The organism is Acinetobacter sp. Tr-809 (assembly GCF_011753255.1).
Lineage (GTDB): Bacteria > Pseudomonadota > Gammaproteobacteria > Pseudomonadales > Moraxellaceae > Acinetobacter.
In genome coordinates, this window is sequence record NZ_VWVZ01000008.1 from 20,590 (window position 1) to 43,690 (window position 23,101).

Sequence of the window (23,101 nt, forward strand, 5' to 3'; positions counted from 1 at the left end):
AAAATTGTGTGTAAAGTCGTTATTATAACGCAACTACACACATAATTTTTAGGAATTATGATAATGAAAAAGGTTTTAAACGGCATACACTCATTTCATGCCTTGGGGTTAAAAAAACAACTGATTGCCGCTGCAATTTGTGCGGGATTAGGCATGAGCATTAATTTTGCCCACGCAGCCAGCCCAAATGTCAGTCCACCTTCAGTCAAAGTCGGTGCACCGCATGTCTATGTGGTGAAAAAAGGCGATACGCTTTGGGATATTTCGGGTAAGTTTTTAAGTAAGCCTTGGCGCTGGCCCGAAATTTGGGCAAGTAATAAACATGTGAAAAATCCGCACTGGATTTATCCAGGGGATCGCTTACTACTTTGTAGTTTGAACGGTAAACCTTTAATCGGTAAAGATGAAGGTGATGGTTGTGACGGTATTATTCGTCGCTATACAGGTAATACTTCAAACTTACGTCCACAGGTTCGTGTTGAAGCGTTGAACAATAGTGTTCCCGTAATTCCTTTAGCACATATCCAACAATGGTTAGAACGCACCCTCGTTATTCCAGCAGATGCGATTGCCAATACACCTTATATCTTAGGTACAGCAGATAATCGTGTAATGGCAGGTAAGGGTCAAAGTGTTTATGTACGTGGTAAAGGACTTGAAAACGGTCAACGCTATGGCGTATTCCGTGAAGGTGAACCCTACACCGCATTAGATCAAAATGGCAAAAAACAAATCATTGGTGTTGAATTGACCCAAGTCGCTTCAGCCGTTGCGATTCGTAACGAAAATGACATCACCACAGTTGAACTGACAGATAGTTATAACGGTGAAGTTCGTCGTGGTGATCGTATCATGGCTGAACAAGATGCCATGCTACCGACTTTATTTTATCCAATTGATGCCAATCAGGTAAAAGACGGCGGTAAAATTATTCGCGTGATGGGATCAATCGGTACAGCAGCCAAAAATGGTGTTGTTACTGTAGATCGTGGCACAGCTGACGGTGTTGAAACAGGGCAAGTCTTTAGCATCTATCAAGATGGTGAAACAGTACGTGATCCAAAAACTAAAGAGAAAGTAAAACTCCCAGGGCAATACCTAGGTAGTGTTATGATCTTTAAGAGTTTTGACCGTATCAGCTATGCTTATGTACTCGAAAGTGAGTTACCAATTAAGCTTGGCTCAGATATCAGACCACCTCGTCTCGACGACTAAGTTCTCAAGCAGATGTTGAATCAACTGTCACCGCACCACTATCACACTGTGCTGGTGTGGTATTTGGTTCAACATTCGCTCTCCAGTTTTGCCAAAATTCAGCAACATTTTGGCAATTGTGAGCAAGCGACGCTGCCACATCGTTTCTCTGAATGGTCTCAACTTGGCTTACATGCCAATCATTTAAAACGTGTAGACGAATTTCAAAGCCCTCAAGGACAACAACAATTCCAACAATTGCTTGATCTTGTTTATAAACATAGTGATTTTATTTTAACGCCTGATGATATTGGCTACCCAACTCAACTATTGCCATATGTAGATCGTCCGCCCATTTTGTTTGGGCAAGGTCAGGCGCAAGCATTATTACAACCTCAAATTGCCATGGTGGGCAGTCGTAAACCCAGCCCTCATGGACGGCAGGTCGCTTATGACTTTGCTTATTATTTAAGTGAAAAAGGCTTTTATATCAGTAGCGGTCTCGCACATGGAATTGATCAGGCCGCACATCAAGGTGGACTGGCTCATCAGCGCACCATTGCAGTGACGGGTACAGGTCTAGATACGGTTTATCCATCACAACATACCCAACTGGCACAACAAATTGTTCAATCAGGTGCGATTGTCACCGAGTTTCTACCGACCACCATGCCCTTGCAACAACACTTCCCTAGACGTAATCGTATTGTCAGTGGTCTTAGCCTCGGCGTCTTAGTGGTAGAAGCCGCACTCAAAAGTGGTTCTCTCATCACCGCGAATGAGGCGGCAACACAAGGTAAAATGGTGTTCGCGATTCCTGGGCATATATACAGTGAGCATCATCAAGGCTGTCATCAACTGATTCGCGAAGGTGCGACGTTGGTCGATCATCCCGAGCAAATCATCGAAGATCTTGCATTACCAACGCAATGGCAAACCCAGCAACATCCTACTGAAGTAGCACCCATAGCCCCTGCAACGTTACCCAATCATCTGATTGCGCTTTATCAAGTTTTAGATTGGGTCGGACAAGATCTGGATCAGTTGATTCAACGCCATCCGGTCCCCATTGCAAAACTGACAGCACAATTAATGGAGTTAGAATTACTCGGTTTATGCATGCAACAAGCAGGACGCTATTTACGTTGTCGCCCAATGCATTAAACTAGTCATACTCTCTCCTGTTTTCACATACTTCCCATGATTACTTCCTCGATTTCTGAAGCAGCTCAACTTTTAAAGCAAGGACAAGTTCTGGCTTATCCGACAGAAGCAGTTTGGGGATTGGGTTGTGATCCATTCAATGAGCAAGCGTTTCAAGACATTTTAGAACTCAAACATCGTCCCGTTGAAAAAGGCGTGATTTTATTGGCAGGGCATTTAGACCAAGTTGAGCATTTGCTACCAACTTTAAATGCAGAAATCCGAGCACAAGTGATTGCAAGCTGGTCGAATCGCCTTGAGACAGAACGTGCCACAACCTGGCTGCTGCCTGCTGATCAAAGTATTCCAACATGGATCAAAGGGCAGCATCCTTTGGTCGCAGTTCGTGTGACTACCCATCCTCTATGCATGGAGCTATGCCAGCAATTTGGTGGCTTTATTGTCTCTACCAGCGCCAACCCTGCTGGCCTCTCCCCCGCACAAAGCTTAGAAGAAGCACAACACTACTTCAGCACTTCATTAAATTATCTCGAAGGTGATTTAGGCTTGAGCCGAGAGCCAAGTCGCATTTTGAATGCACTGACAGGTGAAGTTGTTCGTGCCTAATTAGGTGAATAGCGGACAAAAAAAAGCTCAGTTATATAGGGATAACTGAGCATAAAAAGGATGTGTATAATCACATCCAGAGGGTTCGCAAATTTGGTAAGCAACTTATTCATTCTAAAATGAATCATCATGCTGTGGTTGGTATTATGGGGGAATCGTCCCATTTATACAAATATATTATTTATCTAACAAAAAGTGTGAAAAGCGTACCAATTTTGTCACTTCCGTATTTTCAATAAAATTATATTTATATTTTTATTCAGCTTTTTTTTGATCATAAATTTAGTAAATCTAAAAAATATATTTGCAAATCATATAGAAAGCACAGTCATCAAAAAATATTTTTGGTGCGTTTGTTGATATTTTAAACAAACGCACCACCAATTTTCACATTTAGGATGCAGACTCAACCAGTGGAGCCGATGCTTTAACCGTTTTCTTCTGCGCCATAATGATCCCCATCAGGATCATCAGACCACCAATGGTATGATAAATCGTCCAATGCTCTGACAACCAGAAACTGGCAATAATCGCAGTGAATACCGGCATTAAATTCATGAAAATACTGGTACGATTTGGGCCAATCGCCTGTACAGCGACCATCCATAATAACGGTGCAATTAATGAAGGGAACATACCTGCATAGAGAACACTCGCTGCATTCTGTGCATTAATCCCATCTAGGCCAAACCAGAGCAAGAATGGGATGTGATATACCAACGCAAAACCAATTTGCACATACAAGCTGCTTAACAAAGGAAGCTGTAGCTGCCATTTTTTCAAGAACACGCCATAAAATGCATAGAAACCTACAGCCAATACCATGACCGCATCGCCCCAGTGCCCGCCTTGATCAAATAGGTTTGACAGGTGACCTTGACTCATCACATAAATCAAACCCGCAAAAGACAAGAGACTGCCAAAAATGGCAAAACGATTGGGTGCATCTTTTAAAATAAAATAAGAGATAAAGATGGTAAAGATCGGGACAAAGGCATTCACAATGCCCATATTGGTCGCAGTGGTATAGTGAGCAGCGGTATAAGATAAACCTTGGTACAACACCATACCAAAAGCACTGAGTACGGCTAATTTAGGAATCAATGGGCGAATTACAGCGCGTTGTCGCCATACTTTCGGCAACATAAACGGTGTCAAAATAATAAAGGCAACAAACCAGCGATAAAAACTAATACTTACAGGCGAAATATAGTCCGCCACATAGCGTGTTACAGCAATATTCAACGACCAAATCAAAACTGCAATCAAGGGCAATACGAAGGCCCATTTTTGGTACTTACTTAACTGACCCATCATTTTCTCACCATATCTCAGCAATGAGAGTATTGTGGAAGATGTCCAAAATAATTGAAATATCGTATTTCAGACATTTATATCGCAGTCACGACATCGTGGCTTAGAACAGCTCCCATGCGCGCATCGCGTGTTCAACCACCTTATGTAGTTGCTCAACCGTCGCCCCATCTCGTGCTTGAATCGTCAGCCCTTGCACAACTGTTGCATAGAAATCTGTCATTTCCTGTAAAGGCGCTGTTGCTGGCAAATCCCCATTGGCAACTCCCTGCTCTAAACGCTCAAACAGTTTTTGCTTGGTCTGCAAACGTTTTTCCAGAATATTGTGTTGCACCGCCTGCGCATTGTCGGAACAACTCATGGTCGCAACAACCAACATACAACCTGCAGGTTTATTCGGTTGAGCCAACCGTTTGACGTTGTCATATAAATAAAGCTCAAATGCAACTTTGGCAGTTTTGGCTTCTAAAAAAATAGGAACTATCGGACAAGCTTCATGTGCCAAATAATAATCAATGCATTTATAAAACAGCCCAGCTTTATCACCAAAGCTACTATATAAGCTCGGTGCAGTCAGCTCTAGCGCTTGTGTCAAATCACTGATCGATGTGGCTTCATAACCATGCTCCCAAAATAGCAACATGGCCTTTTCCAAAGCCTGTTGCTCGTCAAAGCACTTTGGACGACCGCGCTTTTTTTTCAAGCTGTCATCGCATGGTGTTGGCAGGGGATCAGGTGCATTTGTCATAACAGTCACAGGTATTTTCATAACGATCACTATCAAATTAATTGACGCAGCAACATTAATCAACTATTTTATTTTATATCGATCGTTATAAAAAATTACTATTTTTCAATTTTATTGTTATCCGACTAACAATAAAGGGAATTTTTATGGAAAATCCATCTGCAACCGACATCAGCTCGCTGGAGTCAAACCCTTCACAAGGGAACTGGCTCGCACTGCTCTCTGTTACCTTCAGCGCTTTTGCCTTAGTCACAGGTGAGTTTCTTGCGATTGGTGTACTAAATGACATCGCACGGGACTTTCAAGTCTCGGTTGGAACAGCAGGTCTAACCGTTTCATTGACCGCAATCGTCGGTATGTTTGCTGCAGTGCTAATTCCAATTTCAGCAAAGACACTGGATCGGCGTACGTTGTTACTGATGCTTACCCTGCTAATGATTGTCGCCAATCTCCTCACCGCATTTGCGCCTAACTTTATCCTGCTGTTAGTCGGACGTATCATTCTGGGTATTGCTGTTGGCGGATTCTGGGCCACTGCGGTTGCTTTAAGTGGTCGCCTTGCACCGCCCCATTTACCCATTGCCAAAGCAACGGCTTGGGTGGCTTTCGGAGTGACCTTGGCCAGTGTATTGGGGGTGCCAATGGGCACATGGTTGGCTCAGTATAATGGTTGGCAGACCTCTTTCACCGCAATTTCATTGATGGGGGTACTCTTATTTATCTTCCAGTATCTGTATCTGCCTCAACTCAAACCCGCTTCTTCGCTACGTTGGAAAGAACTCCCGATCCTGTTGCAACATCCTGCTGCACGTAAAGGCTTGATCATCTTTATTTTTATGGGTTTTGCACATTTTGCGGCTTATAGCTATTTTTCTGCCTTTTTTAAGCATCAATTGGACTTCTCTGATGGTCTGATTAGTCGCTTACTACTGGTCTATGGGATCGCAGGAATTTTTGGCAATATTTTTGCGGGCTATCTCGGTCAGAAGAATATCCGTTATACCTTTGCCGTCAGTGGTATCACCTTCTTCTTTGCCTTTCTGTGCCTGCCGTTGTCTGGTGCACATGTCGTCTCTGCAATCATATTGACTGCTTTATGGGGCTTCGCTTATGGGATTATCCCAACCGCAGTCAACATCTGGATGTTTACTCATGCACCTGAAGCCGTTGAAAAAGGCATGCCAATGGTGACATTGACCTTTTTAATTTTGATTGCGTTGGGCAGTATGTTTGGCGGCATTATCGTTGATTATTTTAATGGTACGGTCTTATTTTTCGCCATGCTGCCATTGATCCTCTGTTCTTTGGTATTGATTTTTACGTTGGCACGGGGTCTAAACAACCCTAAAATCCATTATCAAAAGCAGGAATAGATGCAGAGATCATACTGAATGCACCCAGCTGTTCTAGCTATGTCTTCTATCCACATCATAACTGTTCGCCTCTACATAACCCGTTAAGGCGACCCTATTGATTGCTTTCCACTTCAGTCACAATTGTCCTAACCATTCAAATTCCTCATAAGCCTAACAAATATTTTTATAACGATCACTATTAAATTAATTGACGACCTTGCATTTATCTACTATTTTATTTTATATCGATCGTTATAAAAACTTAATTTATTCATAAACCTTTTGTCATCTTACTGACAAATAAGGAAATTCATATGGAACAATCCACTTCCTCAGATGCACGACCCATCGAAACCACGCAAGGTAGTTGGTATGCAATTTTAGCTGTCGCGATTGGTGCTTTTGCATTGGTGACCAGCGAATTCTTGCCTGTAGGCGTACTGAATAGTGTTGCAGCGGACTTAAATATTTCCGTCGGGACTGCAGGTTTAATCATTACCTTGCCTGGTGTAATGGCTGCAATTGCTGCACCGCTATTACCCATTTGGGTCAAACAGCTTGATCGCCGTTATGTATTGATCTTACTGACTGCAATTATGGTGATTGCCAATACCATTACGGCGTTTGCCGATAACTTCAATGTGCTATTGCTCAGCCGCTTGGTACTCGGAATTTCAATTGGTGGCTTCTGGGCAACCGCAATCGCGCTCAGCGGTAAGCTTGCACCACCCCATTTACCTATCGCCAAAGCCACTGCAATTGTGATGGCAGGTGTTACTTTTGCAACTGTCCTAGGTGTTCCAATCGGGACATGGCTGAGCGAATTCTATGGTTGGCGAAGTGCATTCGGCATTACTGCGGTGATTGGACTGCTGGTTTTGGTTCTACAAGTGATTTTCTTGCCTAAACTGAAACCTGAGTCTGCCATTCATTTACGTGATCTACCTGCATTATTGCGTACCCCCAAAGCACGTAGCGGTATGTTGATCGTGTTACTGATTGGTCTTGCTCACTTCTGTGCTTATAGTTACTTGGCACCCTTCTTTAAAAATATTGCAGGTTTTAACGGAACCACCATTAGCTCATTGCTTCTGCTTTATGGTATTGCAGGTATTTTTGGTAATGCCTTTGCTGGCTATAGCGGCAATTTAAATGTGCGTTATACCCTTGCCTTTGTCGGGATCTGTTTTGCAATCGTCTTCTTTGGCTTCCCAATCTTTGCAGTTCATGAGTTTGGTGCCATTGTCCTGACCGCCTTATGGGGTTTTGCCTTCGGTGCCTTCCCTACCTCAGCCAATATCTGGATGTTTGTGCATGCCCCTCATGCCGTGGAAAAAGGGATGCCTCTGTTCGTGGGCATGTTCCAAGTCATGATTGCCACAGGTTCACTGCTCGGTGGTTATGTGGTTGATCATTTCAATGAAAATATCTTAATTTATGGTGTAATCAGTTTTGTTGCTTTGGCCTTGATTAGCATCTTTACTTTAGCCAAAGGTCTAAACAATCCTAAAGTGACTTACGAAAACTAAAATGAGACCCTCAAATGAAGCATGATGTTGCTGAACAATTTCCCTTTTTGCACGGTATAGAAGTACACGAATTTCTATATCAAAAAGATGATATTGTCACACCTCATTCTTCACTTTGGGGTGATTTCAATTTCAGTTTGAATGGAACTTTAGAGTTTGATATTGAAGGCAAATACTACCTATCACCACCGAGTTACGGATTATGGTTACCCTCACGAACCGAACATCAATCGCTTCCTGTTGAGCATGAGATTCATTATATTTGCATACGCCTGCATCCGAAGTTTGGCGATTTTTTAGGAAATACTTGTCGCTGTTTTAGTATCGAACCTTTCTTTCGGGCATTGGTACTACAAATCTTAGAGCAACAAAAACAAGCTGCTCCCCCTGAATATCTCGAACACCTGCTACAAGTGCTGTTCGATCAGCTCAAACAAGCGCCTGCTTATTCACATTACTTACCCCAAAGCAGTCATCCCATTTTATCGCCAATCCTAGAGAAGCTGTCTGATCCTGAATTATTCAATAGCAGTCTACAGCAGGTCTTGCAGAACTTTACGGTGAGCGAGCGGCATGTTTTACGCCTGAGTCAACAAGAGTTACAACTGTCGCTGTCAGAATGGCGTAATCGCGCCAAGATTATTTTTGCCATCAACCAAATCCGCCAAGGTATGACTATTAAACAGTTGGCCTTTGCTTTGGGTTATCACCACAGTTCCAGCTTTATTGAGTTCTTTAAGCGCTATACGGGACAAACCCCCATTCAACTTAAAAATGCCTCCCTCTAAAATAAAGGCTTGGTTTTTCTAATTATTTGTATGGATTCATATCAAGAGCATTGCACTCTACTGCAATAGCAGTTAAAACAAACGGGTATTGTCACAACAACAAATTAGGACGTATTCCATGAGCCAATCGGTTTATCACATTCCAGTTAAAGACATTAAAGGTCAAGAAGTCGATCTAGATCAATATCAAGGCAAAGTCCTTTTGATTGTCAACGTTGCATCAAAATGTGGTTTAACACCACAATACGAAGGTCTGGAAAAACTGTATCAAGCTAAAAAAGATCAAGGTTTAGAAATTCTTGGTTTCCCTGCGAATAATTTCTTGGAACAAGAGCCAGGATCAAATGATGAAATCCAGCAGTTCTGCTCACTGAACTATGACGTGCACTTCCCGCTTTTCGCAAAAATCTCGGTTGCAGGTGAGGACAAACATGCCTTATATCAAACCCTGACCCAAGCGATTCCAGAACGTCAAGGTGAAGGTCCATGGTGGAAAGACTTAGTCGATTATGGTTTAACGCCAAACAACCCACCAGAAGTGTTATGGAATTTTGAGAAATTCTTAGTAAATAAGAACGGTGAAATTGTAGCTCGTTTTGCACCAGATATTACTGCGGATGATGAACGCATTGTCAGCGCAATTGAAGCAGAATTAGCAAAATAAAGTGAAGAAATAAATATAAAAGAGCAGTTGATCTGTTCTTTTATATTCAAACTTAGAAAGCCCTTCATCCCTCTGCGTTGATCAAACTGTTGCTGAATTGCAAAAATCACTTCTTTCTCCACACTTTCTCATTATAGTGACCATCTTCTTATAATCTGGTGTCGTTCAGCCATGATGGAAAATCTATCTCTCAAAGCCATTCTCTCTGTATCTACACTTGCGGCGGCATTAACGCTCACTAGCTGTGACCAAGCTCCCCAAGATAATGAGCAAGCTGAAAAAACAACTACGTTTGAACAGGCAGACACAGCTTCTGAAAATGAAGAAAGTGCAACAACAGTCACTCAAGACAGCCAACCCTTAAGTCGTGGCAATATGTTGAACATCGCCCGTGATATTGCCAAGTTGCAAATCGAGACGGATGACTACGTCACGCTACTTAAGCAATCACAAAGCAACCTTGAACAGGCGATTCAAGATAAAAATGTTCAAAGCCTGCAAAAGACAACAGCTGCTTTAAACCAAGAGTTGAATGGTTTACATGATGCCTTACTGGCACTTAATTTAAAAAGTACTGAAGTAGATCAAATTCGCCAAAGTTTATTAAGTGCAAATCAACAATTACTCAATATGCCGTTATTACATGGTCAAACCGATCTTTCAAAAATTGATTTTGCCAAGATAGAAAAGCAGTTTAATACGATTCAAATGGATATGGTAAAACTGGCGACTTTAGTGCTAGGAAATAAGGCTGAATCAGAACAGACCACAAGTTAATATTATTGGTCCTTGTCGCAATGATTCAGACTTGATGCTCTATTTATTCTTTATATAAAAAAAGCCACCTTTCGGTGGCTTTCTCTTATTTCTTATCAAGTGTGATTGTTGGCTTACTGCATTTACCAGACTGTGCGAGTTGATATTCAGCCACAGCCTTTTCACCTGTTGTCGTATCGACTTGTTTTAAATTTGCCCCACCGACAAATACGCCTGGTTTAATAAATTGCTGGATAAAATAGCGCTTGCCAGCTTCGGTCTTAAGGACTAAATGGTTTGGCGAAAATTCAGATTCAGTAGAAATCGTATACTCTTGATTACCAACAACTTCTTTTAAGAAAAATGTGCCACGTGCGGTCTCCCCCAAGCACTCTCCATCCACCCAGACATCTTTCTTAATTGCCCCACCAACCACGCTATTTGAGCGATAAACATAAATCGCAGCATTTCCCTCAGCAGGATTGGATAACTGTTTTGCTTGCTGTGAAAGTTGTGGATTGGCTTTTGGAACAGAAGCACAGCCGACAAACATAGTTGAAATAATAAGTGGAAGAATCAGTTTAAATTGCATTTTAAGCTTCCTTTGATTTTACAATAATATAAATAAGCACAACAAATCTACATGATAATAAGAATCATTTAAATACAATTTAAACTTTTATTGCCATAAAAAAAGCCACCTGACGGTGGCTTTTTTCAATCCCAAATCGGCAATAATTAAAGTGCGCGATTTTTGATTTTACGAATCGTTTCAAGCTGGCCTGAGATCTCTGAAAGAGATGCCAATGCCGCAGCTGAGTCTAAGTCACTCTTTTGATTGGCTAACAATGCTTCAGCTTGTTTACGAGCTTCCATAATTGCAGCTTCATCTAAGTTGTCAGCACGGATTGCAGTATCTGCAAGCACGGTCACAACATGAGGTTGAACTTCTAACACACCGCCTGATACATACACGATTTCTTCTGTACCATTTTCCAACTGAACACGAATCGGGCCCGGTTGGAGTAAAGTTACGAGTGGCGCATGCCCTGGTAAAATACCAAGCTCACCGCCCGCACCTTTTGCGATTAACATCGTAACTTGCCCAGAGTAAATCGACTCTTTAACACTTACAACGTCACATTGCATAGTCGCCATGAGAATCTCCTTAAATTAGAGTTGCTAATTAAAGTTTCTCGGCTTTAGCAATCACTTCGTCAATACCACCAACCATATAGAACGCTTGTTCTGGGATGTGGTCGTATTCACCAGCTAATAGACCTTTAAAGCCACGAATCGTTTCTTTAAGTGGTACTAATTTACCAGGTGCACCAGTAAATACTTCAGCTACGTGGAACGGTTGAGAGAAGAAACGTTGGATTTTACGCGCGCGGTAAACAACCAATTTATCTTCTTCAGCTAACTCGTCCATACCCAAGATTGCGATGATGTCTTTAAGCTCTTTATAACGTTGCAATACGTTCTGTACAGAACGTGCAATTTCATAATGCTCAGCACCAACAACCAATGGATCTAACTGACGTGAAGTTGAGTCAAGTGGATCGATCGCTGGATAAATACCAGAAGATGCGATGTCACGGCTCAATACAACTGTAGCATCTAAGTGAGCAAACGTTGTTGCAGGCGATGGATCTGTTAAGTCATCGGCAGGTACGTATACTGCTTGGATCGATGTGATCGAACCAGATTTAGTCGACGTAATACGCTCTTGAAGAACACCCATTTCCTCTGCAAGTGTTGGTTGGTAACCTACTGCAGATGGCATACGACCTAACAATGCTGATACTTCAGTACCCGCAAGTGTATAACGGTAGATGTTGTCGACGAATAATAATACGTCACGACCTTTACCGTTTTCGTCTTTTTGATCACGGAAATATTCAGCCATGGTCAAACCAGTTAACGCTACGCGTAAACGGTTACCTGGTGGCTCGTTCATCTGACCGTAGACCATTGCTACTTTGTCAAGAACGTTAGAATCTTTCATTTCGTGATAGAAGTCGTTACCTTCACGAGTACGCTCACCAACACCAGCAAACACAGATAAACCTGAGTGAGCTTTCGCGATGTTGTTGATCAACTCCATCATGTTAACGGTTTTACCAACACCGGCACCACCGAACAGACCAACTTTACCACCTTTCGCAAACGGGCAAAGTAAGTCAATGACTTTAATACCTGTTTCTAAAAGATCTGTAGAAGCCGCTTGTTCAGCATAAGAAGGTGCTTGACGGTGAATCGGCAAACGCTCTTCAGTCGCTACAGGACCTGCTTCATCAATTGGGCGACCCAATACGTCCATAATACGACCAAGTGTCGCTGGACCTACTGGAACAGAAATCGGTGCATTTGTGCTGGTTACATTTAGGCCACGTTTAAGACCTTCTGTAGAACCCATTGCGATGGTACGAACAACACCATCGCCAAGCTGTTGCTGAACTTCTAATGTAGTTTCAGTACCGTCAACTTGGAGAGCGTCATAGATCTTAGGAACGCTATTGCGCTCAAACTCGACGTCGATAACCGCGCCGATGATCTGAATGATACGACCGCTACTCATTGCTGTCTCCTCAATTCAAACTTAATAATGTTAAACGGCAGCGGCACCGCCAACGATCTCGGAAATTTCCTGAGTAATCGCGGCTTGACGCAGCTTGTTGTAAATGAGTTGTAGGTCTTTAATCAATTGTCCTGCGTTGTCTGTCGCTGCTTTCATCGCGACCATACGAGCTGACTGCTCACATGCAACGTTTTCAATCACACCTTGATAAACCATAGACTCGATATAGCGAACCAACAAACCATTTAACAATTCTTCTGCTTCTGGTTCGTAGAGATAGTCCCAACCATAAGTACGGTTGAGGTCATCGCCTTCTTCTGCCGGTGCTAAAGGAACAAGTTGTTCAACTTTAGGCTGCTGAGTCATTGCATTGACGAAACCATTTGATACGAGGTAGATACGATCTAATTCGCCCTTATCAAATGCATCAAGCATAACCTGTACTGAGCCAGTTAACTGTTCCAAACTCGGCGCATCGCCAAGTTGGGTCGTTGCACCAAGCACTTTACCGCCGTAATTCTTAAAAAACGAAACCGCTTTTTGACCAATCAAAGCAAATTCAACTTCAATTGACTGCTCTTGCTGTGCTTTGACATGCTGCACAACTTTCTTGAACAAGTTAATGTTCAAGCCACCTGCCAAACCACGATCTGAAGACACTACGATATAGCCAACGCGCTTAACTGGGCGTTCAACCATATAACGGTGTTTATATTCAGGGTTTGCTTGTACCAAGTGAGCAATTACACGGCGCATATTATCGGCATACGGACGGCCCTGAGCCATGCGCTCTTGCGCACGACGCATTTTCGAAGCAGCTACCATTTGCATCGCGCGAGTAATCTTTTGCGTGCTCTTGATACTAGCTACTTTGGCGCGAATTTCTTTTAAATTTGCCATACGCTTAACCTAGTATTCGAAAGCTCTTGCGAGCTTCCGAAGGTTGATCCGTGAACCAAACTTAACTAAAGATTAACTTAGTAAGTTTGAGTCGCTTTGAAGCTCTCAATACCTGCTTTGAATGCTGCTTCGATGTCTTTGTTGTAATCACCAGTTTCATCGATCTGTTGCATTAACGCAGCATGTTCAGAACGGAAGTAAGAGATTAACGCAGCATCAAAGTCTACGATTTTCTTCACTTCAACGTCAGCCATGTAGCCTTCGTTAGATGCATATACAGAAACAGCTTGGTCAGCAATTGAGTATGGAGCATATTGTTTTTGCTTCATTAACTCAGTTACACGTTGACCATGCTCAAGTTGCTTACGCGTTGCTTCGTCAAGATCAGAAGCGAACTGAGCAAACGCAGCCAATTCACGGTATTGCGCTAGAGCGGTACGGATACCACCAGACAATTTTTTGATGATCTTCGTCTGAGCAGAACCACCAACACGTGATACCGAGATACCCGCGTTCACAGCAGGACGAATACCTGCGTTGAATAATGATGTTTCTAAGAAGATCTGACCGTCAGTAATCGAAATTACGTTGGTTGGTACGAATGCAGATACGTCACCAGCTTGAGTTTCAATGATCGGTAACGCAGTTAAAGAACCAGTTTGACCAGTTACTGCACCGTTCGTGAATTTCTCAACATAATCAGCTGAAACGCGCGAAGCACGTTCAAGAAGACGCGAGTGAAGATAGAATACGTCACCTGGATACGCTTCACGACCTGGTGGACGACGTAAAAGTAATGAAATTTGACGGTAAGCAACAGCTTGCTTAGACAAATCATCATAAATGATTAACGCGTCTTCACCACGATCACGGAAGTATTCGCCCATTGTACAGCCTGAGTACGGAGCTAAATACTGCATTGCTGCAGGATCAGCGGCCGCAGCTGCGACAACAGTTGTATACGCCATAGCGCCAGTTTCTTCTAGCTTACGTACAACGTTTGCAATTGTTGATTGTTTTTGACCAATCGCAACGTATACACATTTAATGCCAGAGTTTTTCTGAGCGATGATCGCATCGATCGCCATTGCTGTTTTACCAGTTTGACGGTCACCAATAATCAACTCACGCTGACCACGACCTACAGGGATCATGGTATCAACTGATTTATAACCAGTTTGAACAGGTTCGTCGACAGACTGACGCCAAATTACACCTGGTGCTACTTTTTCAACAGCATCAGTTAATTTTGCATCAATTGGGCCTTTACCATCAATTGGGTTACCCAAAGCGTCTACGACACGGCCAAGAAGTTCAGGACCAACCGGAACTTCTAATACACGACCTGTGCAACGAGCTTTTTGACCTTCTTGAAGGCTTAGGTAGTTACCTAAAACAACGGCACCCACTGAATCCTGTTCTAGGTTCAGTGCCATACCAAATAAGCCGCCGTCGAATTCGATCATTTCACCGTACATTGCATCTGCAAGACCGTGAATGCGCACGATACCGTCAGATACCATGACGATGGTACCTTCATTCTTCGCGGTCGCGCTGGTGTCCAGATCGCCGATACGCTGTTTAATGAGCGCACTGATCTCGGATGGATTCAGTTGTTGCATTGCGCTATTCCTCAATCTTTTTTAAGTTCAGTCTTTTTGCTATTACGCAAGAAGACGAGTCCGCATTTTTTCAAGCTTGTTAAGCGCAGAGTCATCTATCACTTGGTCGCCTGCACGAATCACAACACCTGCGATCAACGCTGGATTAACGTTAACAGTGACATGAACTGTTCTGTTAAAACGTTTTTCAAGCGCATGAGCTAAAATATGCTCTTGTGTCGCATCCATTGGAAAAGCAGATTCAATTTCTACTTCCAATGTGTTGTTGTTCTGCGATTTAAGTAGTTCGTATTCTGCTGCGATTTCAGGCAATAAAACTAAACGATCATTATCTGCAAGCAATGTCAAAAAGTTAGACACTGATTGAGTTTGATCTTCACCTAAAACCTTGGCAAAAAGACCTACTTGTTCCGCAGGAGTCAGCTCAGGGCGATTTAAATAAGCGGAAAATGCTTCATCTTGCACCGCAGCACTGAGCAGTTGTAACGCATTTGACCAAGCGTCAGTTGCATTCTGCTCAGATGCATAAGCAAATGCTGCTTTGGCGTACGGGCGTGCTAACGTCAAGAGTTCAGCCATATTCGCCTCGCTTAAAGTTTAGCAGCCAGCTGATTCAGCATGGCATTATGAGCTTCTGCGTCAACTTGTTGGTTCAGAATTTTTTCTGCACCAGCAACTGCCAAAGCAGCAACTTGTTGACGTAATTCTTCGCGAGCAGAATTGATGTCTTGATCAACAGTTTCTTTCGCCTGTTGACGAATACGCTCACCTTCAGCAGATGCTTGGGTACGCGCTTCTTCGATCAATTGTGCTGAACGACGGTTCGCTTGTTCGATCAATTGAGCCGCTTGTGCTTTTGCTGCGTCTAATTCTGCCTTTACTTGTGCTTGCGCATCAGCAAGGTCAGCTTTTGCTTTTTCAGCAGCGTTTAAGCCATCAGCGATTTTACGCTGACGCTCACTAATCGCATTGATTAGTGGAGGCCAAACAAACTTCATGCAGAATGCGACAAAGATCGCAAATGCAATTGCTTGGCCAATCAATGTGAGGTTGATATTCATTTCGCTATTCCTCAATATGTGGATTTAGGAATTAAGCTATTAACCTACAAATGGATTAGCGAAGATGAAGAACAAGCCAATACCAACACCGATCATAGGCACAGCATCAAGAAGACCCGCAATTAAGAACATACGAGTTTGAAGTTGTGGAGCCAATTCTGGTTGACGAGCAACAGCTTCTAAGAAGCGACCGCCTAAAAGACCAAAACCAATCGCAGTACCTAAAGCACCGAAAGCGATCAAGATAGCAGATGCAATTGCAACTAGACCTAAAGTGAGTTCCATGAAAAATTCCTCAGAGGTTAGGTTATTACCAAATTAAACTAAAATTTAAGCCTAACGATCAGGTGATAGTTAGGCAATACCATTAATGCTTTTCGCTTGCCATGCTCAAGTAAACGATGGTCAGCATCATAAAGATAAATGCTTGCAGCGTGATTACAAGAATGTGGAAAATAGCCCAAGGCACAGATAACGCCCACTGGATCCAGAACGGCAATAATGCGATCAAGATGAAGATCAACTCACCCGCATACATGTTACCGAACAGTCGTAGAGCCAACGAAACTGGACGAGCAAGGAAAGTTACTAATTCCAAAATTAAGTTCACTGGAATCAATAACGCTTTTGCAACTGGGTTACTTGGGTTGAATGGGTTAAGTGCCAATTCACCGACGAAACCGCCGATCCCTTTCTCGCGAATACTATAGAACAAGATTAAAACAAATACAGACAACGACATACCAAGGGTAATGTTCGGGTCAGTAGATGGAACAACCTTGAAGTAAACGTGGTGAGGGTCCATGCCAAATACGTTTGCACCAATCAATTGAGCTGTATACGGGATCCAGTCAACAGGGATTAAGTCCATTGCGTTCATGAGGAAAATCCACACGAAAATGGTTAATGCCAAGGGTGCAATTAAGCGTGATTTGCCGTGGAAAGTATCACGAACACTTGAGTCCACAAACTCGATAATCATTTCAATTGCTGATTGGAATTTAGTTGGAACACCTGCATTCGCAGCTCTCGCAACTGTCCAAAACAACAAACAGAAAATCACACCAAGTCCGATAGACCAACCCATTGAATCCAAGTGAATTGCAGTGAACCCCATCGAATGAGCTTCTTCAGCAGTCTCAGCCAATTTCCATGTACCATCAGGCATTTTGCCATAGGTCATATTGGTCAAGTGATGCTTGATATACTCGGTCGAAGTCAGGGCATGTTCTTCAGCAGCCATAAATCACACCTGGTCAATGTCAATCATTAAAAAGAAGTAGAAACGAATCAAGCGGATGGCAAAGATCCCGCCTCTACTTCCAAAAATCTCAAAATGTGCCTTACCCTCGTTTTTGTAGACGTGCCACCCAAAATGGCGCGACCCACGACATCGCTTGTACGAGAATAAATCCACAAAACAATGCAACCGGTGACAGCGGTTTAACATTGCTCAAAATTAATATAAAACCCACGATCACAATCGCAAACTTACCGAGCATTCCTCGGTACATATTCAGCATGACTTGTTTTGATGCTCTTGCGCCTGCCGTTCTAAACGACTGCCAAGCAAAATAACAATGTGCCAACCAACATACCAAAGCCCCAAGCGCAGCACTCAAAGCAGCAGTTTTATCTTTCATTGCCCATGCCAATAAAGCGGCAACAGGAATCATACATGCTTGTAAGAAGACCAAAGCTTTTGCTAATCGTCGGTCAATCATGCGACTAGTTTGGCTCATTTTTTACCCACTTACAGCAGAACTGCTTGACAAGTTTTAATCATGATCGTTTCGAATCGCAGGCATTATAGAGTTACACCCCTGAACATGCAATCTTTTCTCGACTTAAGTCTGCTTTTTTCGTTACCATATTTTCTGACGATGGAGTCAATTGATTTTTATTTTTTTTATCAATTTTGTGCACTTATTACGCATTTATCGGTTTTTGAAGCCAATTTTTGCCACGCTGTTACAAAATTGTCTTCGCCACGCATGCTTTCATCGACCGACTGGAAAACTACTGGGTTCATTTTTTGGTACTGACTAGCACTCGCTGTCGTTTCGGCCAATAAGCACATTTTATTTTGCGGACGATTGTCTCTTAAGTACTTAATTTGAGCAGCAGTTGGTGCAATATGCGGGTCATCCGTCAAAGCGCCTGCAAATTTCACGTTCAAAGCACGTTCTAGGTACTGGTAGGCATCATGATAAGACCAATAGTTTTTAGCTTTATTTGAGCTTTCATATTGTTGTGAGGCCTGCAGCATTTGCTGTGAGAATTCTTTCGCATTGGCCATATATTTGGCTTTATTTTCTGGATATTGCTGTGCGCGTAAAGTTGCAATAAAAAATGCAATACGCACTGCATTATTTGGATCTAACCAAACATGGCTATCCACTGTATTCGCCATGGATACACCACGTAGATTACGTTGCGGCAAGGTGGTTAAAATCCCTGAATCTAATAAAGCAATCGCTTTACGATTCTGATTCAACATTTTTTCCAACGGCGCCTCATGTGACTTACCTAGCCAAATCACCAAGGAAGCATCTTGAACTGCTTTACGATGTGCTGGCGTAAGTTGTACATCATGACCACTTTGATCTTTCAATAACAAAACAGGCTCTTCAACCCCTTCTGTTACTTGTTTGGCAATCAGATAAATAGGATGTGTTGAAACCACCAAGCTTTGTGTCCAGCCCCATGTGCTTAACATCGAAAACAAGACAAAAACAATTAGGCGAGACATCACAGCATTACTCAAAAAGCGAAGCATGTTATAATATAACAAAAGTTAAAAAATGCCTATGTCTATTTTTTGAGATTCACCACCTGAACAGACTCGGCTTTAACTATATATAGATAGTTATTCTAAATTGCGTGTTATGATAGCGAGTCTATTGGAAGGTCATAAGCCTTTATGACGCTGTAAAAGATCAATAGGTTCTACAAAAACAATGAGGTCAATCTATGAGTTCTTGTTCACATGAACATGACAATGCTTTACATGGTGTTCACGGTCATCACGATATTAAAGCGCGACTTGCTGAAGCAGAACTACTATGTACTGCGACTGGCGCTCGTCTGACACCTTTGCGTAAAGAAGTGCTTGAACTCATTTTAAATGCATCGGCACCGATGGGTGCCTATGATTTATTGGCCAAAATAAAGGGTCAAGCAGACCGCCCTGCTGCCCCTCCTACGGTATACCGCACTTTAGATTTTTTATTAGAAAAAGGTTTAATTCACAGATTAACCTCTATTAATGCCTATATTCCTTGTTGTCATCCTCGTGAAGGACATCAAGCCGCTTTTCTGATTTGCACGGAATGTCATTCTGTCAAAGAAGCATCTGCACAAGGCTTGATTCAACAGCTAGATCAACTTGCGTCCTCAGACCAGTTTTTAGCGCAACACAGCATTATTGAAATTTCTGGAAAATGTCATCAGTGCAGCACACGCCAATAAGCACTCCACTGATTCAGCTGGAGAAAATCTCAGTTCGACGTGACGAACGAGATATTTTGAGAAATGTCGATTTTGCCTTGCAAGCAAAAGAGATTGTGACGCTGATTGGTCCCAATGGCGCAGGCAAATCAACACTGATCAAAGTGCTGCTCGGCATCATGCCACCCAATAAAGGCAAGGTGCGCTTTGCAAAAAAATTAAAACTGGCCTATGTCCCGCAGAAATTTAATCCTTCTGCCAGTCTACCCTTACGTGTACAAGATCTGCTTGATCTAGAAGTTTGCGAAAAGGCTTTACGTGAAGAGATTATTCGCGACACTGGCATTCAGAAATTACAGTCATCCAAAGTACAGCAACTGTCAGGTGGTGAACGGCAACGGGTTTTACTGGCGCGTGCTTTATTACGTCAGCCTGATATTCTGGTCTTGGATGAACCGATGCAAGGTCTGGATATTCAATCCGAAGCTGAACTGTATGAATATGTACGCAGCTTACCCGAACGTTATGGCTGTGCCGTTCTGATGGTATCGCATGATTTGCAATGGGTGATGCAAGGTACGCATCGTGTGGTCTGCCTCAACAAACATATCTGTTGCAGCGGTTTGCCTGAAAGTATTCAACAGCATCCCGAATACCAAGCCATTTTTGGCACCCAACGGATGTTCTATCAACATCATCATAACCACTGTGGTCATAGTGATCATGCCGAACCATGTTCGCACGATCCTCGTCCACACATTCACCCAGAGCCAAAGGTCTAAGCCATGATGGAATGGTTACAACTTCTCCTACCTGCTTGGATCATGGGATCATTACTGGTTTTCCTGACCGCCCCACTGGGTTGCCTGATGCTGTGGCGCAGAATGTCTTTTTTTGCCGATACCATGGCACATGGCACCTTACTGGGTGTCGCGGTTGCAGGTATTCTGAATTTGCCCTTCTGGCTGGGGGTTGCCTGTCTGGCTCTGTTACTGGTTGCGTTGTTATGGGTACTGCATGATTCACGTTTGCCCAATGATGCATTACTCGCTTTAAGCTCCGCCACTCTCCTCTGTTCTGGTCTGCTCCTGATTCAGCAAGTGCCAAGTTTACGTCCTGAATTGCTCAGCTATTTATTCGGCGATTTACTCAGTATTGAATGGGCTGATTTACCGATGTTTGCCTTGGTCATCATGGCAGCCTTGATCGTACTGTATCGTGCTTGGTCAGCGCAGATTCAGATTGCGATTGATCCTGATATCGCCATGAGTGAAGGGGTCAGTGCCAATTGGCAACGCCTGATCTTTATGCTGTTATTGGCACTATTTACGGTACTGGCTTTACGTGCTGTTGGTTCATTACTCATGGGTGCTTTATTGGTGATCCCTGCATTAAGTGCACGATTGTTGGCGCACTCTCCCAAACAAATGGTGGTTTGGGCCTTTGTTTTGGCGCAATTCGGTGTCACCGTCGGTCTATGGTCAAGTGCCGCCTTAAATATTTCAACAGGTCTAAGCATTGTGCTGTGTATGGCGCTTTGTTTTGCAGCCATTTTTATCGCACAGAAATTCAAAAACCAATCTCAATCGGCCTAACAAGGTTTAGGTGGATTGCTGAATAGCACTTAATAACAGTGCTGCACAACTAAACATCACCGCAAAACCACGATTTAAATATTTTTGCTGTTTTGGGGAACGAAGCAGCCTTAATACTTTCGATGCTAGTCCAGTATATGCAGCCATCACAATAAGATCGATGGTCACCATGGTGGTCGCCATAATTAGATATTGTGGCCACTGCGGTTGAGTCAAATCCAAGAATTGCGGCAGAACAGCCAGTAAAAATACAATCGCTTTAGGATTACTCATATTCACCACAAAGCCTTTAAACACCAACACCCAAGCAGATTTATCATTTTGTTCGTGCTGAATCTCAATCGCCTGAATGGGTGCTTTCCACTGCGCATACGCCAAGTACAACAAATAGATCACCCCAAACCATTTCACCACCTGAAAGGCCCAGGGCGTTGTCGCAAACAGCACGCCAACACCTGCTGCCACAATCAAAATTTGTATCAGCAGCGCGACTTGCAAGCCAATTGCATTCCAATAACCATGTCTGAAACCATAGTTAAGCCCACTCGACATTGAGGCAATCGCACCAGCGCCTGGGGAAATACTAATCACCCAGCACGCCAACATAAAAGCAAACCAAACCTGCACAGACATAACAACAGCGTTGAACAATAAAAGATGAATTATAACGTTTTATCAACATATCGTGATGCTATTTTAGGCAATAAAATTTCACGAATAAACTACTCAGCACAAGTAACATCAGGCACAATTATCCTTTTGCCCCTTAAAAATAAATAAGGAGATTTTAGTGACTGCGCAATCTGTCATTCTTCCATTACCTTCTGACCATGCCCGCTTTATTGTTTTACGTTTAAAAGATTTAAGCCTTGCCGAATTAAAACAACAGATTGAAGCGCTACTTTCGACACGTGACCGCTTGATCACGCAACATCCGAATGACCAGATTAAAACAGCCATTGCTTTTGGTCCCGAACTTTGGGCACAACTCAATTCACAAACACCAGAAGGTTTTAAACAGCTCGATCCGCAACAGGGTGCGTTTAATATGCCTGTGGTGCCAGCTGATGTATTTATTCATCTTGCCAGCGCCCGTGCAGATATTTGTTTTGCCATGAGCCAAGCTTTTTTTAGCGGCATTCAAGACAAAGTCGAAGTCCTAGATGAGCGTGCTTGCTTCCGCTTCTTTGATGGCCGTGATATGACAGGCTTTATTGATGGAACAGAGAATCCGCAATTTCCAGATGACCGTGCAGAAGCAGCATTGCTGCCAGAAACAGCAGGTGCCTTTGCCGATGGCAGCTTTATCTTTGCGCAGCGTTATATTCACGATCTGACAAAATGGCAAATGCTGAAAGTCGATGCGCAAGAACATGTGTTTGGCCGTACCAAACTTGAGTCGATTGAACTTGATGACGATGTGAAACCACAAAATTCACATGTGGCTCGTACCGTAGTGGAAGATGAAGAAGGCGAAGAAATGGAAATTTTGCGTCATAGCTTGCCTTATGGCGATGGTAAAGGTGAGCAAGGCTTATTCTTCGTCGCTTATACCAACAACCTCAGCATTATTGATGAAATGCTAAAACGCATGTTCGGCACCACAGGTGATGGCATTCATGACCGCTTATTGCATTTCACCACCGCTATTGATGGTGCTTATTATTTTGCGCCTAGTGATGAATTATTAGAACGGGTTTTAGAAGACTAAAAGACCAAGATGCTATATCTATCAATGGTATAGCATCTTAAATAGACACATTAAAATATCGGA

At 42.9% G+C, this 23,101-nt stretch carries 26 protein-coding genes; 12 read left to right on the forward strand and 14 right to left on the reverse strand.

Annotation, left to right across the window (positions count from 1 at the left end; genetic code table 11):
* Positions 1–63: 63 nt before the first annotated feature.
* The 3 genes from F3J02_RS16120 to F3J02_RS16130 are packed head-to-tail and all read left to right on the forward strand — an operon-like array spanning position 64 to position 2,964.
* Positions 64–1,215, forward strand: coding sequence for a LysM peptidoglycan-binding domain-containing protein (locus tag F3J02_RS16120; protein ID WP_167250915.1), 1,152 nt, complete (start codon positions 64–66; stop codon positions 1,213–1,215).
* 12 nt (positions 1,216–1,227) lie between these two features.
* Positions 1,228–2,358, forward strand: a complete 1,131-nt coding sequence (dprA, locus tag F3J02_RS16125) for a DNA-processing protein DprA (protein WP_167250917.1) — start codon at positions 1,228–1,230, stop codon at positions 2,356–2,358.
* A gap of 36 nt (positions 2,359–2,394) precedes the next feature.
* Positions 2,395–2,964: an L-threonylcarbamoyladenylate synthase gene (locus F3J02_RS16130; protein WP_167250919.1), complete on the forward strand. Its 570-nt coding sequence runs from the start codon at positions 2,395–2,397 to the stop codon at positions 2,962–2,964.
* 393 nt (positions 2,965–3,357) lie between these two features.
* Here F3J02_RS16130 and F3J02_RS16135 read toward each other — a convergent pair whose 3' ends face one another.
* Complete coding sequence (locus tag F3J02_RS16135; RefSeq protein ID WP_167251118.1) at positions 3,358–4,278, reverse strand: DMT family transporter; 921 nt, start codon at positions 4,276–4,278, stop codon at positions 3,358–3,360.
* A 103-nt stretch (positions 4,279–4,381) separates the two neighbouring features.
* The gene (locus F3J02_RS16140; protein WP_373885796.1) at positions 4,382–5,035 is read right to left on the reverse strand and encodes a TetR/AcrR family transcriptional regulator; all 654 of its coding nucleotides are present in this window, start codon (positions 5,033–5,035) and stop codon (positions 4,382–4,384) included.
* Between the two features lie 137 nt (positions 5,036–5,172).
* On the opposite strand from F3J02_RS16140, the gene F3J02_RS16145 reads away from it, so the two are divergent.
* From F3J02_RS16145 to F3J02_RS16165, 5 genes are all read left to right on the forward strand, one after another.
* On the forward strand, positions 5,173–6,399 hold the full coding sequence (locus tag F3J02_RS16145; protein WP_167250921.1) for an MFS transporter: 1,227 nt from the start codon (positions 5,173–5,175) through the stop codon (positions 6,397–6,399).
* Between the two features lie 296 nt (positions 6,400–6,695).
* Positions 6,696–7,910, forward strand: a complete 1,215-nt coding sequence (locus F3J02_RS16150) for an MFS transporter (RefSeq protein WP_004801995.1) — start codon at positions 6,696–6,698, stop codon at positions 7,908–7,910.
* Positions 7,911–7,924: 14 nt separating this feature from the next.
* Positions 7,925–8,698: an AraC family transcriptional regulator gene (locus F3J02_RS16155; protein ID WP_167250923.1), complete on the forward strand. Its 774-nt coding sequence runs from the start codon at positions 7,925–7,927 to the stop codon at positions 8,696–8,698.
* 118 nt (positions 8,699–8,816) lie between these two features.
* Positions 8,817–9,362, forward strand: coding sequence for a glutathione peroxidase (locus F3J02_RS16160; protein ID WP_004801991.1), 546 nt, complete (start codon positions 8,817–8,819; stop codon positions 9,360–9,362).
* A 171-nt stretch (positions 9,363–9,533) separates the two neighbouring features.
* The gene (locus F3J02_RS16165; RefSeq protein ID WP_167250925.1) at positions 9,534–10,139 is read left to right on the forward strand and encodes a hypothetical protein; all 606 of its coding nucleotides are present in this window, start codon (positions 9,534–9,536) and stop codon (positions 10,137–10,139) included.
* Positions 10,140–10,224: 85 nt separating this feature from the next.
* Here the strand turns inward: F3J02_RS16165 and F3J02_RS16170 are convergent, their stop codons facing one another.
* The 11 genes from F3J02_RS16170 to F3J02_RS16220 all read right to left on the reverse strand — a co-directional run bounded on the left by F3J02_RS16170 (position 10,225) and on the right by F3J02_RS16220 (position 19,034).
* A complete protein-coding gene (locus tag F3J02_RS16170; RefSeq protein ID WP_167250927.1) occupies positions 10,225–10,710 on the reverse strand; it encodes a DUF2846 domain-containing protein in 486 nt (161 codons plus the stop codon).
* Between the two features lie 146 nt (positions 10,711–10,856).
* On the reverse strand, positions 10,857–11,276 hold the full coding sequence (locus F3J02_RS16175; protein WP_004773226.1) for a F0F1 ATP synthase subunit epsilon: 420 nt from the start codon (positions 11,274–11,276) through the stop codon (positions 10,857–10,859).
* A 28-nt stretch (positions 11,277–11,304) separates the two neighbouring features.
* Complete coding sequence (gene atpD / locus F3J02_RS16180) at positions 11,305–12,699, reverse strand: F0F1 ATP synthase subunit beta (protein WP_004656517.1); 1,395 nt, start codon at positions 12,697–12,699, stop codon at positions 11,305–11,307.
* 30 nt (positions 12,700–12,729) lie between these two features.
* Entirely contained in the window at positions 12,730–13,599 is an 870-nt protein-coding gene (atpG, locus tag F3J02_RS16185; RefSeq protein WP_167250929.1) for a F0F1 ATP synthase subunit gamma, read from the reverse strand.
* Positions 13,600–13,676: 77 nt separating this feature from the next.
* Positions 13,677–15,221 carry a F0F1 ATP synthase subunit alpha gene (atpA, locus tag F3J02_RS16190; protein WP_004656522.1) on the reverse strand — a complete coding sequence of 515 codons (1,545 nt, stop codon included), beginning with the start codon at positions 15,219–15,221 and terminating at the stop codon, positions 13,677–13,679.
* A 42-nt stretch (positions 15,222–15,263) separates the two neighbouring features.
* Entirely contained in the window at positions 15,264–15,800 is a 537-nt protein-coding gene (locus F3J02_RS16195) for a F0F1 ATP synthase subunit delta (RefSeq protein ID WP_167250931.1), read from the reverse strand.
* Between the two features lie 11 nt (positions 15,801–15,811).
* Positions 15,812–16,282: a F0F1 ATP synthase subunit B gene (locus F3J02_RS16200; RefSeq protein WP_004801977.1), complete on the reverse strand. Its 471-nt coding sequence runs from the start codon at positions 16,280–16,282 to the stop codon at positions 15,812–15,814.
* Between the two features lie 39 nt (positions 16,283–16,321).
* The gene (atpE, locus tag F3J02_RS16205) at positions 16,322–16,567 is read right to left on the reverse strand and encodes a F0F1 ATP synthase subunit C (RefSeq protein WP_000424060.1); all 246 of its coding nucleotides are present in this window, start codon (positions 16,565–16,567) and stop codon (positions 16,322–16,324) included.
* Positions 16,568–16,649: 82 nt separating this feature from the next.
* Positions 16,650–17,525, reverse strand: coding sequence for a F0F1 ATP synthase subunit A (atpB, locus tag F3J02_RS16210; protein ID WP_016542587.1), 876 nt, complete (start codon positions 17,523–17,525; stop codon positions 16,650–16,652).
* Between the two features lie 100 nt (positions 17,526–17,625).
* Positions 17,626–18,024 (reverse strand): ATP synthase subunit I, encoded by a 399-nt coding sequence (locus F3J02_RS16215; RefSeq protein ID WP_167250933.1) that lies wholly within the window; start codon positions 18,022–18,024, stop codon positions 17,626–17,628.
* A 170-nt stretch (positions 18,025–18,194) separates the two neighbouring features.
* Positions 18,195–19,034, reverse strand: a complete 840-nt coding sequence (locus F3J02_RS16220) for a metal ABC transporter substrate-binding protein (RefSeq protein WP_167250935.1) — start codon at positions 19,032–19,034, stop codon at positions 18,195–18,197.
* 221 nt (positions 19,035–19,255) lie between these two features.
* On the opposite strand from F3J02_RS16220, the gene F3J02_RS16225 reads away from it, so the two are divergent.
* The 3 genes from F3J02_RS16225 to znuB are packed head-to-tail and all read left to right on the forward strand — an operon-like array spanning position 19,256 to position 21,327.
* Positions 19,256–19,753, forward strand: a complete 498-nt coding sequence (locus F3J02_RS16225) for a transcriptional repressor (RefSeq protein WP_167250937.1) — start codon at positions 19,256–19,258, stop codon at positions 19,751–19,753.
* Positions 19,726–20,514 carry a zinc ABC transporter ATP-binding protein ZnuC gene (gene znuC, locus F3J02_RS16230; protein WP_167250939.1) on the forward strand — a complete coding sequence of 263 codons (789 nt, stop codon included), beginning with the start codon at positions 19,726–19,728 and terminating at the stop codon, positions 20,512–20,514. Before F3J02_RS16225 ends, znuC begins: the two co-directional genes overlap by 28 nt.
* A 3-nt stretch (positions 20,515–20,517) precedes the next feature.
* A complete protein-coding gene (gene znuB / locus F3J02_RS16235; RefSeq protein ID WP_167250941.1) occupies positions 20,518–21,327 on the forward strand; it encodes a zinc ABC transporter permease subunit ZnuB in 810 nt (269 codons plus the stop codon).
* A gap of 6 nt (positions 21,328–21,333) precedes the next feature.
* Here znuB and F3J02_RS16240 read toward each other — a convergent pair whose 3' ends face one another.
* Positions 21,334–21,960, reverse strand: coding sequence for a LysE family transporter (locus tag F3J02_RS16240; protein WP_167250943.1), 627 nt, complete (start codon positions 21,958–21,960; stop codon positions 21,334–21,336).
* A gap of 157 nt (positions 21,961–22,117) precedes the next feature.
* Here F3J02_RS16240 and F3J02_RS16245 point away from each other — a divergent pair, with 157 nt between their 5' ends.
* The gene (locus F3J02_RS16245; RefSeq protein WP_167250945.1) at positions 22,118–23,038 is read left to right on the forward strand and encodes a Dyp-type peroxidase; all 921 of its coding nucleotides are present in this window, start codon (positions 22,118–22,120) and stop codon (positions 23,036–23,038) included.
* Positions 23,039–23,101 lie beyond the last annotated feature (63 nt).